Below are 14,215 nucleotides of genomic sequence, written 5' to 3' on the forward strand. Positions count from 1 at the left end.
TCCTGAATCGAGAGGCGGTCGGATGAACCTGCTGCAAGCGCTGATCCTCGGCATCGTCGAAGGCATCACCGAGTTCCTTCCCGTGTCGAGCACGGGCCACCTGACCATCGTCGAGAAGCTTCTCGGACTGAAGATCGACGACCAGGGTGTGACAGCTTTCACCGCGATCATCCAGGTCGGCGCCATCCTGGCAGCGATCATCTACTTCTGGAAAGACATCGTGCGCATCGTGGTCGCCTGGGCGCGCGGCCTGTTCAACCGGGATGCGCGGGGCCACGACTACCGGATGGGCTGGTACGTGATCATCGGCTCCATCCCCATCGCGATCGTCGGCCTGGTCGCCAAAGACCTCATCTCCGGCGGCCTGCGCAACCTGTGGGTGGTGGTCGCTGCGCTGATCCTGTGGAGCATCGTGATGTGGGCCGCTGAGCGGGTCGGACGCCAGAACCGCGGCGAAGAGTCCACCAACGTCATGGATGCGGTCGCCATCGGCGTCTTCCAGGTGATCGCCCTCATCCCCGGCGTCTCCCGCTCCGGCGCGACCATCAGCGCCGGCCTGTTCCGCGGCCTCGACCGGGTGGCGGCCACGCGCCTGTCGTTCTTCCTCGCCATCCCTGCGCTGGTCGCGGCCGGCGGCTATGAGGGCATCACTCAGGCGAGCGCGATCAGCTCCAGCGTCGGCTGGCTCCCGACCATCGTCGCCACCATCGTGAGCCTCATCGTCGCCTACGTGAGCATCGCCTGGCTGCTGCGGCTTGTGACGAAGCACCCGATCACCGTGTTCATCTGGTACCGCGTCGGGCTCGCGGTGCTGGTGGCCGTGCTGCTGCTGACCGGCGTGATCACAGCGACATGATCGTCGGCTGACGTGATCGTGGGCTCAGACGTGATCGTTGGCTCAGACGCGCACGTCGGCTAGTCCGGCAGAATCCGTGCCCCGTGCACCGGGCCCGTCGCCCGCACCGCCGTGAGCCGCGCCGCGCTGAGCGCGATCTGCAGGTCCAGTGCGCTGTCCAGGTCCGCCGTCAGGAACGCGACGGTCGGGCCGGAGCCGGAGACGATCCCCGCCAGTGCGCCGTTCATCTCGCCGAGTTCCAGCACGGCGCCGATCTCGGGCGCCAGGTGGATGGCCGGGGCCTGCAGGTCGTTCGTCAGCGACTCGGCGAGCATCGCGGGGTCCCCCGCCCGCAGCGCCTGCAGCACGGCGGTGTCGACCGTCGGCGTGAACTGCGCGGGCGCGATGTCGCGGGAGTGGCGCTCGCGGTGCCTGTCGAGCTCGCTGTAGACGGCCGGGGTGCTCAGCTGACTGTCCGGCAGAGCGAGCACCCAGTGGAACTGGCCGGTGGCGAGCGCCGGGCTCAGCCGGTCGCCTCTGCCGGTGCCGATCGCCGTTCCGCCGACCAGGGCGAACGGCACGTCGGCGCCGAGCCTGGCGGCGATGGAGTGCAGATCCTCCTTGCTCGCCTCCGTGCCCCACAGGGCGTCGCAGGCAACGAGCGTCGCCGCTGCGTCCGCCGAACCGCCGCCCATCCCGCCCGCGATCGGGACGTGCTTGTCGATCTCGAGCCGCACGCCCCCGGAGTATCCGGTCTTCCTCGCCAGCAGCTTCGCCGCTTTGATGGCCAGATTGGTGCTGTCCGTCGGCAGTCCGGAGGTGTCGATCGAGCCGCCGAAGCTGACAGAGAACTCGTCGTCGGGATACGCGCGCACATCCTCGTAGAGAGAGACAGCCTGGTATGCCGTCGCGACGTCGTGGTACCCGTCGTCCATCACCGCCCCGACGCGCATGAACACGTTGATCTTGCCGGGGGCTCGCACGTGAACTGCGTCAATGGCCGGAGTGGTCATACTCCCAACCTACAGGCGGATGAGCCAGGCGCTAGACCCTCGCCGTGGCGAGCCTGACGAAGTCGGCGATGCCGAGCTGTTCGCCCCGCAGCGTCGGTGCCAGCCCGGCCGTCTCCAGCGCGGCGGATGCGGTGGCCGAGTCGCCGTAGACCGGCGCGAGCGCCTGCCGCAGCATCTTCCTGCGCTGCTGGAACGCCGCATCCACCAGCTCGAAGGTGCGGGCGCGCAGCGTCTCGTCTCCTGGCTCCTCCGCGTGGCGCTCGAAGGCGACGAGCACGGAGTCGACGTTCGGCACCGGCCAGAACACCTGGCGGCTGACGGTGCCCGCCGTGCGCCAGCTGCCGTACCAGGCGGCCTTCACGCTGGGGGCGCCGTAGACCTTCGATCCGGGCTCCGCCGCGACGCGGAAGCCGACCTCGGCCTGCACCATCACCACGCCGCTCCTGATGCCGGGGAAGTGCTCGAGGAAGTGCAGCAGCACGGGCACGGAGACGTTGTACGGCAGGTTGGCGACGAGCCTGGTCGGCGACTGCGGCAGCTCGGTGACGTGCAGCGCATCCGTGTGCACGACGGTGAGCCGGTCCGCGACCTGCTCCGCCATCGTGCGGACGGTCGTCGGGAGTTGCTCGGCGAGTCTGCCGTCGATCTCCACGGCCACGACGGATGCGTCCGCCTCCAGCAGCCCGAGGGTCAGCGAGCCGAGCCCGGGCCCGACCTCGACCACCACATCCCCTGGCTGCACCTTCGCGACGCGCACGATGCGGCGGACGGTGTTGCCGTCGATGACGAAGTTCTGGCCGAGCTTCTTCGTCGGCGTGACGTCGAGCAGGTCGGCCAGGTCGCGGATCTCGGCCGGACCGAGGAGGCGAAGGGCGGTCACGCGATGATCCCGATGGGCGTCGTCGGCGGCGATGCGACCGGCTCGGCGTCCCAGCGGCCGTAGACCAGCTCGGTGTTGGAGCAGATCTGCGCTGCCAGGGTGGAGGCGTCCGTGCCGATCGTCTCCGCCATCGCGCGCAGCGTGTGCGGGATGAGGTACGGCGCGTTCGGCCTTCCGCGGAACGGGGTCGGGGTGAGGAACGGCGCGTCCGTCTCGACCATGATCAGCGAGCGCGGAGCGACCCGCAGGGCCTCGCGAAGGTTCTCGGCGTTCTTGAACGTGACGTTGCCCGCGAACGACATGTACCAGCCGTTGTCCGCGCAGAGCTGCGCGAACTCGGCGTCGCCGGAGAAGCAGTGGAACACGGTGCGCTCCGGGGCGCCGACGCGTTTGAGGGTCGCGATGACGTCGGCGTGCGCATCCCTGTCGTGGATCTGCATGGCGATGTCGTTCTGCTTGGCGATCTCGATATGCGCCTCGAACGAGCGGAACTGCGCGTCACGGCGCGGCCCGGCCTCGGTGCGGTAGAAGTCCAGGCCCGTCTCGCCGACGGCGCGCACCCGGGGTCGGGCGGCGAGCTCGGCGATCACCGCGAGCGCGTCGTCGAGTTCACCGCGCTCCGCGTAGTCCGGCGCGTCGTTCGGGTGCAGGGCGACGGCGGCGAGCATCCGGGGCTCGATGGCGGCCATGTCGGCCGACCAGCGCGAGGTCTCCACGTCGTTGCCGACCTGGACGACGCCGCGGACGCCGACGCTGGATGCGCGGTCGAGCTGCTCCCGGTAGTCCATCGGCTCGTCGCCGTCCGCGATCTCCAGGTGGGTGTGGTTGTCGTAGACGGGGACGACAAGCGCCTCCGGAAGCGGCGGGTACTCCAGGTCACGCCCGTCGGTGACGTGACGCTGCCGGATGAACGCCGGGTCGGTCATGCGCCAGGCACCGCGTCCGCGTCGATCCGGGGGAACAGCGCCTCAAGACCGTTGACGGTGGTGCCGGCGGGAAGCTGGCCCCACTCGCCCGCCGTGCGCAGCGGCTGCTCGTCGAGTCCGCCGAGCTCGTCCTCCGCGCCGAGCGCCACCCACAGCTTGAGGGTGGCCTTCGGGATGACGGGAGACAGCAGCACGGCGAGCGCGCGCAGTCCCTCCGCGGCGGTGTAGAGCACGGTGGCGAGGCGCTCGCGCTGCGTCTCGTCCTTGGCGAGCGACCACGGCTCCTGGGCGGTGATGTACCCGTTGAGCTCGTCGACGATCGTCCAGACGGCGGTGAGCGCGTCGTGGATCGCCAGCTTCTCGATGGCGGCGTCAGCGGCGGAGGCGGCGTCGGCGACCGTCTTCTGCACGGCGAAGTCGGCGTCCTCGTAGCGGCCGGCGGGCGGCACGACGCCCTCGAAGTAGCGCGAGACCATCGCGACGACCCTGGATGCGAGGTTCCCGAACCCGTTGGCGAGCTCGGCCTGATAGCGGGCGGACAGGTCTTCCCAGCTGAACGAGCCGTCCTGGCCGAAGCTGATGGCGCGCATGAAGTAGTAGCGGAACGCATCCGACCCGAACGTGTCGGTGATCTGGGTGGGCGCGATGCCGGTCAGCTTGGACTTGGACATCTTCTCGCCGCCGACCAGCAGCCAACCGTGGCCGTACACCTGGTGCGGAACGTCGAGTCCCGCAGCGAGGAGCATGGCCGGCCAGATCACCGCGTGGAAGCGCAGGATGTCTTTGCCGACGATGTGCGTCGCCGGCCAGCGCCTGGCGAAGTTCTCGTCGTCCTGGCCGTAGCCGACGGCGGTGGCGTAGTTGAGGAGGGCGTCGAACCACACGTAGACCACGTGCGACTCGTCCCACGGCACCTTGATGCCCCAGTCGAAGCTCGAGCGGGAGATCGACAGGTCGCTGAGTCCCTGGCGCACGAACGAGACGACCTCGTTGCGGGCCGACTCCGGCTGCACGAACTCCGGGCGCTCCTCGTAGAGCGCGAGGAGCTGGTCGGCGAACTGGCTCATCCGGAAGAAGTAGTTCTTCTCCTGCAGCAGCTCCAGCGGCTTCGAGTGGATGGCGCAGACCTTCTGGCCTTCGTACTCCCCCGTGCCGTCGACGATCTCGCTCTGCGGCTTGAACTCCTCGCAGCCGACGCAGTACAGCGCTTCGTACTCCCCGGCGTAGATGAAGCCGTCGTCGTAGAGCTTCTGCAGGAACTTCTGCACGTTCTTCTCGTGCCGCTCGTCCGTGGTGCGGATGAAGTCGTCGTTCGCGATGTCGATCGTCTTCAGCAGGGGAAGCCACTCGTTCGTCACGAGACGGTCGGCCCACTCCTGCGGGGTGGTGCCGTTGGCGGTCGCGGTGCGCAGGATCTTCTGGCCGTGCTCGTCCGTGCCGGTCAGCAGCCAGGTGTCGTCACCGGCCTGCCTGTGCCAGCGCGCGAGGACGTCAGCGGCGACCTCCGTGTATGCGTGCCCGATGTGCGGGACATCATTCACGTAGAAGATCGGCGTGGTGATGTAGAACGAAGAGCCGTCGGACATGGTGACCATCCTACGGGCGCGCGGGGGCGCATCCTGGCGTATTACCGGCTGGGGTCACTTCCGGTCGAGTGCCGCCTGGTAGAGGTCGCGTTTGCCGAGCCCCGTCGCCTCTGCGACCTCGCCTGCCGCGTCTTTGAGCCGCACACCGCCTGCGACCAGGGCGAGCACCTGTGTTACGCCGGTCTCCAGATCGACCGTCCGCGCCTCCGCTCCGGCGACGACGACCGCGATCTCGCCGCGCACACCCTCCGCAGCCCAGGCCGCGAGCTCTGCCGCTGTGCCGCGCTTGACCTCCTCGAACAGCTTCGTCAGCTCCCGGCACACCACCACGCGCCTGTCGTCGCCGAGCACCGTCGCGAGGTCGGCGATGGACGCGGCGAGCCGGTTGGGCGACTCGAAGAACACCATCGTGCGCGGCTCGGAGGCGAGCGCGCGGAACGTGCTCAGCCGCTCCCCCTGCTTGCGCGGCAGGAAGCCCTCGAAGGTGAACCGGTCGGTGGGAAGCCCAGACACGGCGAGCGCCGTCACCACCGCGCTCGGGCCGGGGATGACCGTGACGCCGACGCCGGCGGCCGCCGCGGCCTCGACGAGGTGGAAGCCGGGGTCGGAGACGGTCGGCATCCCCGCATCCGACAGCACCACCACATCCTGTTCGCGCGCCAGCTCCACCAGTTCGGCAGACCTGTCGCGCTCGTTGTGGTCGTGCAGCGCGATCAGGCGAGGACGGTTCTCGATGCCGAGCCCCGCGAGCAGTCGCTGGGTCACCCTGGTGTCCTCCGCCGCGACCACGGCAGCCGAGCCCAGCACCTCGATCAGGCGCAGAGACGCGTCTTTGAGGTTGCCGATGGGAGTGGCCGCGAGGATGATCATGCTCCGAGTCTGTCACCCATAGACGCACCCTCTAGCATGATCTGGTGACTTCGACACCCGCCATCGGCAGCCCGATCGCGCCCCTCCCGGTGGAGCAGACGGGAACCAGGCTCGACGACTGGTGGGCACGGATGCTCCGCACCCCGCTGCGGATGAAGCTCTGGTATTGGGGCGCTCCCGTCGCCGTCACGCTGCTCGCCGCCGTGCTGCGGCTCTGGAACCTGGGGTTCCCGCACGCGCTGGTCTTCGACGAGACCTTCTACGTGAAGGACGCGTACTCGCTGATGCACCTCGGCTACGAGGGCAGCTGGCCGGACAAGGCAGATCAGCAGTTCAACGCGGGCAACACGGACATCTTCACGTCCGATCCGTCGTTCGTCGCGCATCCGCCGCTCGGCAAGTGGATGATCGCGCTCGGCCTCGCGGCGTTCGGCGCAGGCGACTCCTTCGGCTGGCGGATCTCGACCGCCGTCGTCGGCATCCTGGCCGTGCTGGTCGTCTTCCTGATCGCGCGGAAGCTGTTCGGGTCGACCATCCTCGCCACCGTCGCAGGGTTCCTGCTGGCGATCGACGGCCACGCGATCGTGATGAGCAGAGTCGCCCTGCTCGACAACTCGGTGGTGTTCCTCGCTCTGCTGGCGTTCTGGTGCATCCTGCTCGACAGACAGTGGCACGCCACCCGGCTGGCGGAGAAGGTGCACGCGTCGTGGGCAGCCGGGCGCGACCCCGCCTGGGGGCCCGTGCTGTGGTGGCGACCGTGGCTGCTCGCCGCCGGCGTGCTCGCCGGGCTGTGCGCAGGGGTGAAGTGGAGCGGCTTCTACTTCCTGGCGTTCTTCGCCGTGTACACCGTGGTGGTCGACATCGTCGCCAGGCGCCGCGTCGGGCTGCCGTTCTTCATCAGCGGGGCCATCCTCAAGCAGGCGCCGGCCACATTCGTCCTCATGGTGCCGATCGCGCTGGTCAGCTACGTCGCCACCTGGACGGGCTGGCTCGTCACCAGCGGCGGCTACTACCGGCACTGGGCGGAGACGACGCACATGCAGTGGACGGGCGGGCTGTCATGGGTGCCGCTCTGGCTGCAGAACCTCTGGCACTACCAGACCGAGATGTACGGCTACAGCATCAACCTGCACGTCTCGCACCCGTACCAGGCCAACCCGCTGACCTGGCTGTTCATGATCCGGCCGACCAGCATGTACTACGTCGGATCGAATCTCGGCGAGAACGGATGCACGGCGAACGCGTGCTCGTCCGCGATCACCTCCCTGGGCAACCCGCTGATCTGGTGGGCGGCGGCAGCGGCGGCGTTCTACCTGGTCTACCGGGTGATCCGCTACCGCGAGTGGCAGGTGGGACTCATCCTCACCGGCCTCGCCGCCGGGTACCTGCCGTGGCTGCTCTACATCAACCGCACGATCTTCGAGTTCTACGCGATCGCGTTCGAGCCGTACCTGATCCTCGGGCTGACCGCGGTCATCGGGATCGTGCTCGGGAGGCGGAGCGATCCGTCGCACCGGCGCAAGCGCGGAATCATCTGGGTCGGTCTGTTCCTCGTGGTCGCGTCGGCGGTGAGCGTGTTCTTCTGGCCGATCTGGACCGCGCAGCAGATCCCGTTCTGGTACTGGCAGATCCACATGTGGCTGCCCAGCTGGGTCTGACCTGACCGCTGACCGGCCTCTCTGAGTTCTCAGGATCGCGGGCCTGTCCGCGGTCGGTGGCCGGTGGTAGACCGTGGGTATGGATGCCAACCAGCCGATCGACCTCGTCCCCCTCCCCGGCAGCGAACGACCGGAGACCCCCGGCGTCACCGCCCACGCCGCCATCGACCCTGCAGCGACGGTCGAGGCGACGCTCGTGCTGCGGCGGCAGACCGAGCTGCCGGACGACGCCCTGACCACACCGGTCAGCCGCGCAGACTTCGCGAAGACGTACGGCGCATCCACTGCCGACGTCGACCTGGTCACGTCGACGCTGAAGGGGCTCGGCCTCACCGTGCTCGACGCGAACGCCGCGGAGCGCAGGGTGCGCGTCTCCGGACCATCCGCGCTGGTGGGCAGGGTCTTCGGCACCGACCTCGACCAGGCGACGGCACGGGATGCTGCCGACCGCGAGTTCACGCACCGCAGCCGCACGGGTGGGCTGAGCATCCCCGCGGCGCTCGACGGCGTGGTGACCGCTGTGCTCGGCCTCGACGACCGGCCGCAGGCCCGTGCGCTGTTCCGGGTGGCGCGCCCGAGGGCGGTGAGCACCAGCTACACACCGCTGGAGCTCGGCGCGATCTACCGCTTCCCGGCCGGGACGGACGGCAGCGGGCAGACCATCGCGATCATCGAGCTCGGCGGAGGCTACGAGCAGAGCGACCTCGACACATACTTCAGCGGTCTCGGAATCACCGGTCCGACCGTCACGGCGGTCGGCGTCGACGGTGCGGCCAACCAGCCGGGGGCGGACCCCAACGGGGCTGACGGCGAGGTGATGCTCGACATCGAGGTGGCGGGCGCACTCGCGCCCGCCGCGCACATCGTCGTGTACTTCGCGCCCAACACCGACGCCGGCTTCGTGGATGCGGTCACCACCGCCGCCCACGCCGACCCGACCCCCGCGGCGATCAGCATCAGCTGGGGCCAGTCGGAGGACGCCTGGACGGCGCAGGCGCGCACCGCATTCGACCAGGCGCTCGTCGACGCCGCAGCGCTCGGCGTGACGGTGACGGCCGCCGCGGGCGACGACGGGAGCAGCGACAGGGTGACGGACGGCAAGGCGCACGTCGACTTCCCCGCGTCGTCTCCGCACGCCCTGGCCTGCGGGGGCACACGGCTCAGCGCGGACGCATCCACCGGGGTCGTGCAGTCGGAGACGGTGTGGAACAACGGCACGGGCGGTGGAGCGACCGGCGGCGGCGTGAGTGCGGCCTTCGCGCAGCCGACCTGGCAGAAGAACGTCGGCGTCCCCCTCGGCGCAGGCGGCGTGGATGCGGGTGGCAGCGCCAACGGCCCGAGCGGCCGCGGCGTGCCGGACGTCTCGGCGGTCGCCGACCCGCAGACCGGCTACCGCGTGCTCGTCGACGGAAAGGAACTGGTGATCGGGGGCACGAGCGCTGTCGCGCCGCTCTGGGCTGCCCTGGTGGCGCGCATCGTGCAGTCGACGGGAAAACCCCTGGGGCTCGCGCAGCCTGCGCTGTACGACTCGGTGACGAAGGGGCAGGTCGCCGCGGGATTCAGGGACATCACGAGTGGTGACAACGGCGCGTTCGCGGCGACGGCGGGGTGGGACGCGTGCACGGGTCTCGGCGTGCCGGACGGGACGGCGCTGCTCGCGGCGCTGTGACGTGGCGCGCGTGACGGGCGGCGCTGTGACAGGGTGCGCCTGACGGGGCGCGCGCAAGACACCCCTAATGGGACATAGGCGAACTGACCGACCGGACAGTACGCTCTGCCCGTGACCCGAAACCGGCGCCCCAGGCGCGCACTCAGAACCCTCTTCGTCGGCGGTGTGGCGGCAGCGCTCACCGTCGCCGGACTCGCCCTCGTCCCGACTGCCGCGACGGCGGCCTCCGGCTACACCGTCAGCGGGACGGTGAACTACGACGTCGCGGGCGGGGGAACGACCACGGCGGAATCGTCGTCCGTTCTCCTCCTGCCCTTGACCGGCAGCACTCCGCGTCAGTCACTGCTGGCGAACGCCACGAACGGAACGTGGAGCGTGTCCGGTGTGACGCCCGGCCGCTATCGCGTCCAGTTCCGGGCGACGCAGGACGGAAAGAACGCAGGAACCTGGGTCGGCGGCACGTTCGAGGACGATGCGCAGGTCGTCACCGTGACGAACGCCAACGTCTCCGGACTCACCGCGACACAGCCCATCGCCGGCTCGATCAGCGGAACGGTCGCGGGCACGACGGGCCTGGCGAACGGGTTCCGCGCCTATCGCCTCAACCCGACGACCGGGCTCTTCGAGCAGTTCAACGAGGTCGCGCCGACGATCACGCCGAGCGGCGCATACACGCTCGGCGGGCTCGCAGCAGGGGAATACGTCGTGCGCTTCGCCGACTCGACCGCCGCCACCCCCGCATACGCGACCAGCTACTACGACGACTCCGACACGCTCTGGGACTCCAAGCCGATCACGGTCGCCGCCGGCCAGCAGATCACCGGCATCGACGGCAGCGTGGGCACCTGGTCCTGGTACGGCGGACGCATCGCCGGCGCAGACCGCTTCGACACCTCGGTGCAGGTCGCTCTCGGCTCGTACGGCCCCGGCCAGGCGAAGGTCGTGTACGTCGCGAACGGCGTGAACTTCCCCGACGCGCTCGGAGCGAGCGCCGCGGCCGCCCGCGCGGGCGGCCCACTGCTGATGACCAGGCAGGACTTCGTACCGGCCAGCGTCATCAACGCCATCAAGACCCTGGCACCGCCGAAGATCGTGGTCGTCGGCGGACTCGCCGCGGTCGGAGCCTCCGCGTTCGCGCAGCTCCAGAAGCTCGCGCCCAGCGTCACCAGGGTCTCCGGAGACGATCGCTTCGCCACCTCACGAGCGGTCGCGACCGCGGCCTTCCCCGCTGGTCGCGTGACCAGCGTCTTCATCGCGACAGGCAACGCGTTCCCTGACGCGCTCGTGGCCGGTTCGGCCGCCGGATACCAGAACAGCCCGCTCGTGCTGGTGAACGGCTGGTCGGGATCGCTCGATGCGGCGACCAAGCAGCTCATCACGACGCTCGCACCGGAGCGCATCTACATCGCCGGCGGTGTGAACACGGTGTCGACCGGCATCCAGCGCGACCTCGAGAAGCTCGGCGTCCCGACCGTCCTCCGCCTCGCAGGAGGCGACAGGTTCGGAACGGCCCAGGCCGTGAACAAGGAGATCTTCCCGTTCGCGGACACCGCGTTCGTCGCCAGCGCGCTCGGCTTCCCCGACGCGCTGTCGATCTCCGCCATCGCCGGTGTCAGCGGAGCGCCGCTGCTGCTCGCGGTTCCCGAGTGCATCCCGTACGGCGAGGTCACCGACTCGACTATCCAGGGCGTCTCCACATACTGGGCGGTCGGCGGAAAGAGCGTCCTGAGCCTCGACATCGAGCACCAGATCACCTACTGCGCGCCTGGACTGTACGGTTCCAGCGCCGACCTCGGCTCCGCGGCGGCGCAGACGCCGAAGGACTCGAAGCAGATCACGCTCGACCCGGCGAAGCTGAACGCCGCGATCTCGGCAGGGCGGACGAAGCCGTAGCCCGAGTTCGGCCACAATAGGAGGAATGCAGAGTCCGACGGCCGCCACCCGCACCCCACCTCGGTGGATTCCCGGAGTGGCGGCCGCCGCACTTGCGGCGCTCGTCGCCTGGGGCATCCACTGGCTGGTGCCCGCCGTGCCGCTGCTGACCGCCGCGGTCGTGCTCGGGATCGTCGTCGGTCAACTGCCGTTCGCGCGGCCCGCCGTGACGGGCGCGCTGGCACCGGGGCTGTCGGTGTCCGCCAAGCGGTTCATGCGCCTCGGCGTCGTGCTGCTCGGCCTCAAACTGAGCCTCGGCGACATCGCCGACCTGGGCTGGCTGACCATCCTGACCACGGTCGGCATCGTGCTCGTCACGTTCGTCGGAACGATGTGGCTGGGGCGGCTGTTCCGGCTGCCTGGTCACCAGCCGCTGCTGATCGCGACGGGGTTCTCGATCTGCGGCGCTTCTGCGATCGGCGCGATGAGCGGCGTCGTCAAGTCGAAGGACGAGGAGACGGCGACGCCGGTCGCGCTGGTGACCCTGTGCGGAACGCTCGCGATCTTCGTGCTGCCCGTGCTGTGGCATCCACTTGGCCTGAGCTCGCTGCAGTTCGGGCACTGGGTCGGCGCCGGCGTGCACGACGTCGGGCAGGTCGTCGCGACCGCCCAGCTCGCCGGTCCGGCCGCCCTGGCGGTCGCCGTCGTGGTGAAGCTGACGCGGGTGCTGATGCTCGCCCCGATGGTCGCCGTTGCCTCTGTCGTCGAGCGGCGCCGTCACGTCGAGGGCGACCCTGCTGCCAAGCGCCCACCGATCGTGCCGCTGTTCGTCGCCGGGTTCATCGCCGCGGTGCTGGTGGCGTCGTTCATCCCGCTGCCGGATGCGGTCCTGTCCGGGGCGGACACCCTCCAGACCGTGCTGCTCGCGATGGCGCTGTTCGGCCTCGGCACCGCCGTTCGCCTCCGCACCCTCCTCGGCACCGGCTGGCGGGCGCTCGCGGTCGGGCTGCTCTCCTGGGTCATCATCGCGGGCCTCGCCCTCGCCGCCGTCCACCTCTCCTGACCGCCCGGCCCCGCCCCGCCCTGCCCCGCCCCGCCCCGCCCCGATGGCTTCTAGTGCGAGGAGGTCAGCTTGAGGCCGATGATGCAGGCGACGAGGCCGAGGATGAGGAGCACGCGCACGAGCGAGAAGCCCTCTCCGCCGAACAGCATCGCGTAGAGCACAGTGAGGGCCGCGCCGATCCCGACCCAGACCGCATACGCCGTCCCGGTGGAGATGTCGCGCATGGCGAAGGCCAGTCCCCCCATGGATGCGATGAGCGCCACCCCGAAGATCACCGACGGCCAGAGCTTGGTGAAACCGGCGGAGAGCCCGAGCGCTGTGGCCCAGACGGCTTCGAGGACGCCGGACACGATCAACACGATCCACGACATGATTCACTCCCGTGGCCAGTCTTGTCGCGCTCCGGGTACTGATCCGTCGTCCGGGATCGCGAATCACGCGATCTAATACAAGTGTATCACAAGGGCATTCCGCGGCCCGTTGCGGTCTGTTACGCCGCGGCCCCGCGCACCCCTCTCCCGCTCCGGTAGCTTGGCTGCATGGCAGATCGCGAATACGGCTTCCGCACGCGTGCGATTCACGCGGGCAACATCCCCGATCCGGTGACAGGCGCCCGCGCCCTCCCGATCTACCAGACCAGTGCGTTCGTCTTCGACGACACCGCAGATGCGGCCGCCCGCTTCGCCCTGCAGAAGTACGGCAACATCTACTCGCGCCTCGCCAACCCGACCGTCGCGTCGTTCGAGGAGCGCGTCGCCAGCCTGGAGGGCGGTCTCGGAGCCGTCGCGACGGCTAGCGGGCTGAGCGCGCAGTACATCACCTTCGCATCCCTCGCAGGCGCCGGCGACCACATCGTCGCCTCCGCCAACCTCTACGGAGGGTCGATCACCCAGCTCGACGTCACGCTGCGCCGCTTCGGCGTCGAGACCACGTTCGTCCAGAGCGCGGATCCTGCCGACTACGCCGCGGCGATCACCGACAAGACCAAGCTGCTGTTCGCGGAGACCATCGCGAACCCGTCCGGCGAGATCGCCGACATCGAGGGCCTCGCCGAGGTGGCGCACGCCGCGGGCATCCCACTCGTCATCGACTCGACCATCGCGACGCCGTACCTCAACCGGCCGATCGAGTGGGGCGCAGACATCGTCATCCACTCGGCCACCAAGTTCCTCGGCGGACACGGCACGACGCTCGGCGGCGTGGTCGTGGAGAGCGGCCGGTTCGACTGGCACAGCGACAAGTTCCCGCTGTTCGGGCAGCCGGTACCGTCGTACGGCGGGCTGGAGTGGTCGGGCAACTTCGCCGAGTACGCCTTCCTCACCAGGCTCCGCGCCGAGCAGCTGCGCGACATCGGCCCGTCGCTCGCCCCGCACTCCGCGTTCCTGCTCGCACAGGGCGTCGAAACCCTGCCGTACCGCATCCAGGCGCACGTCGACAACGCGCGCGCCGTGGCCGAATGGCTGGATGCCGACCCGCGCGTCGAGTCCGTGTTCTGGGCCGGCCTCCCCGCCCACCCGCACCACGACCGCGCTCAGAAGTACCTGCCGAAGGGCGCCGGCAGCGTGTTCAGCTTCGTCGTGAAGGGCGGACGCGCTGTCGGCCAGAAGTTCATCGAGTCGGTCAACCTGGCAAGCCACCTCGCCAACATCGGTGACGCGAAGACGCTCGTGATCCACCCGGCGTCGACCACGCACGCGCAGCTCACCGAACAGCAGCTCATCGATGCCGGCGTCCTGCCGGGCGTCGTGCGCATCAGCGTCGGCATCGAAGACGTGGACGACATCATCTACGATCTGGATCAGGCCCTCACCATCGCCGTGAAGGAGACGAACGCATGACGATC

General features: G+C 69.5%; 12 protein-coding genes and 1 riboswitch. Of the genes, 6 read left to right on the plus strand and 6 right to left on the minus strand.

The genetic code is table 11. From position 1 onward, the window contains the following. Positions 1 to 22 precede the first annotated feature (22 nt). Positions 23 to 856 carry an undecaprenyl-diphosphate phosphatase gene (locus tag ACIRCZ_RS07080; protein ID WP_055895460.1) on the plus strand — a complete coding sequence of 278 codons (834 nt, stop codon included), beginning with the start codon at positions 23 to 25 and terminating at the stop codon, positions 854 to 856. 59 nt (positions 857 to 915) lie between these two features. On the opposite strand, the gene ACIRCZ_RS07085 is transcribed toward ACIRCZ_RS07080, so the two are convergent. Genes ACIRCZ_RS07085 through rsmI form a run of 5 tightly spaced genes read right to left on the minus strand, consistent with a single transcriptional unit; the run spans position 916 to position 6,110 of the window. Next, a complete protein-coding gene (locus ACIRCZ_RS07085) occupies positions 916 to 1,848 on the minus strand; it encodes a 4-(cytidine 5'-diphospho)-2-C-methyl-D-erythritol kinase (protein WP_055895458.1) in 933 nt (310 codons plus the stop codon). A 31-nt stretch (positions 1,849 to 1,879) separates the two neighbouring features. After that, positions 1,880 to 2,728: a 16S rRNA (adenine(1518)-N(6)/adenine(1519)-N(6))-dimethyltransferase RsmA gene (rsmA, locus tag ACIRCZ_RS07090; protein ID WP_402851107.1), complete on the minus strand. Its 849-nt coding sequence runs from the start codon at positions 2,726 to 2,728 to the stop codon at positions 1,880 to 1,882. Further along, positions 2,725 to 3,654 carry a TatD family hydrolase gene (locus ACIRCZ_RS07095; protein ID WP_402851110.1) on the minus strand — a complete coding sequence of 310 codons (930 nt, stop codon included), beginning with the start codon at positions 3,652 to 3,654 and terminating at the stop codon, positions 2,725 to 2,727. Before ACIRCZ_RS07095 ends, rsmA begins: the two co-directional genes overlap by 4 nt. Further along, a complete protein-coding gene (gene metG / locus ACIRCZ_RS07100; protein ID WP_055896476.1) occupies positions 3,651 to 5,240 on the minus strand; it encodes a methionine--tRNA ligase in 1,590 nt (529 codons plus the stop codon). Before metG ends, ACIRCZ_RS07095 begins: the two co-directional genes overlap by 4 nt. A 54-nt stretch (positions 5,241 to 5,294) precedes the next feature. Continuing rightward, positions 5,295 to 6,110: a 16S rRNA (cytidine(1402)-2'-O)-methyltransferase gene (gene rsmI, locus ACIRCZ_RS07105; protein ID WP_402851114.1), complete on the minus strand. Its 816-nt coding sequence runs from the start codon at positions 6,108 to 6,110 to the stop codon at positions 5,295 to 5,297. Positions 6,111 to 6,154: 44 nt separating this feature from the next. Here rsmI and ACIRCZ_RS07110 point away from each other — a divergent pair, with 44 nt between their 5' ends. The 4 genes from ACIRCZ_RS07110 to ACIRCZ_RS07125 all read left to right on the plus strand — a co-directional run bounded on the left by ACIRCZ_RS07110 (position 6,155) and on the right by ACIRCZ_RS07125 (position 12,372). After that, a complete protein-coding gene (locus ACIRCZ_RS07110) occupies positions 6,155 to 7,768 on the plus strand; it encodes a dolichyl-phosphate-mannose--protein mannosyltransferase (RefSeq protein ID WP_402851117.1) in 1,614 nt (537 codons plus the stop codon). A gap of 79 nt (positions 7,769 to 7,847) precedes the next feature. After that, complete coding sequence (locus tag ACIRCZ_RS07115; RefSeq protein WP_402851120.1) at positions 7,848 to 9,437, plus strand: protease pro-enzyme activation domain-containing protein; 1,590 nt, start codon at positions 7,848 to 7,850, stop codon at positions 9,435 to 9,437. Between the two features lie 111 nt (positions 9,438 to 9,548). Continuing rightward, complete coding sequence (locus ACIRCZ_RS07120; RefSeq protein WP_402851123.1) at positions 9,549 to 11,330, plus strand: cell wall-binding repeat-containing protein; 1,782 nt, start codon at positions 9,549 to 9,551, stop codon at positions 11,328 to 11,330. A 25-nt stretch (positions 11,331 to 11,355) separates the two neighbouring features. Continuing rightward, positions 11,356 to 12,372: a YeiH family protein gene (locus tag ACIRCZ_RS07125; RefSeq protein ID WP_055895445.1), complete on the plus strand. Its 1,017-nt coding sequence runs from the start codon at positions 11,356 to 11,358 to the stop codon at positions 12,370 to 12,372. Between the two features lie 50 nt (positions 12,373 to 12,422). Here ACIRCZ_RS07125 and ACIRCZ_RS07130 read toward each other — a convergent pair whose 3' ends face one another. After that, a complete protein-coding gene (locus tag ACIRCZ_RS07130; protein WP_055895444.1) occupies positions 12,423 to 12,743 on the minus strand; it encodes a multidrug efflux SMR transporter in 321 nt (106 codons plus the stop codon). Positions 12,744 to 12,753: 10 nt separating this feature from the next. Then, positions 12,754 to 12,819, minus strand: a riboswitch (guanidine-III (ykkC-III) riboswitch). A 92-nt stretch (positions 12,820 to 12,911) separates the two neighbouring features. On the opposite strand from ACIRCZ_RS07130, the gene ACIRCZ_RS07135 reads away from it, so the two are divergent. After that, complete coding sequence (locus ACIRCZ_RS07135; protein WP_402851127.1) at positions 12,912 to 14,210, plus strand: O-acetylhomoserine aminocarboxypropyltransferase/cysteine synthase family protein; 1,299 nt, start codon at positions 12,912 to 12,914, stop codon at positions 14,208 to 14,210. Positions 14,211 to 14,215 lie beyond the last annotated feature (5 nt).

The organism is Leifsonia sp. NPDC102414, from assembly GCF_044765685.1.
In the GTDB taxonomy this organism is placed as follows: domain Bacteria; phylum Actinomycetota; class Actinomycetes; order Actinomycetales; family Microbacteriaceae; genus Leifsonia.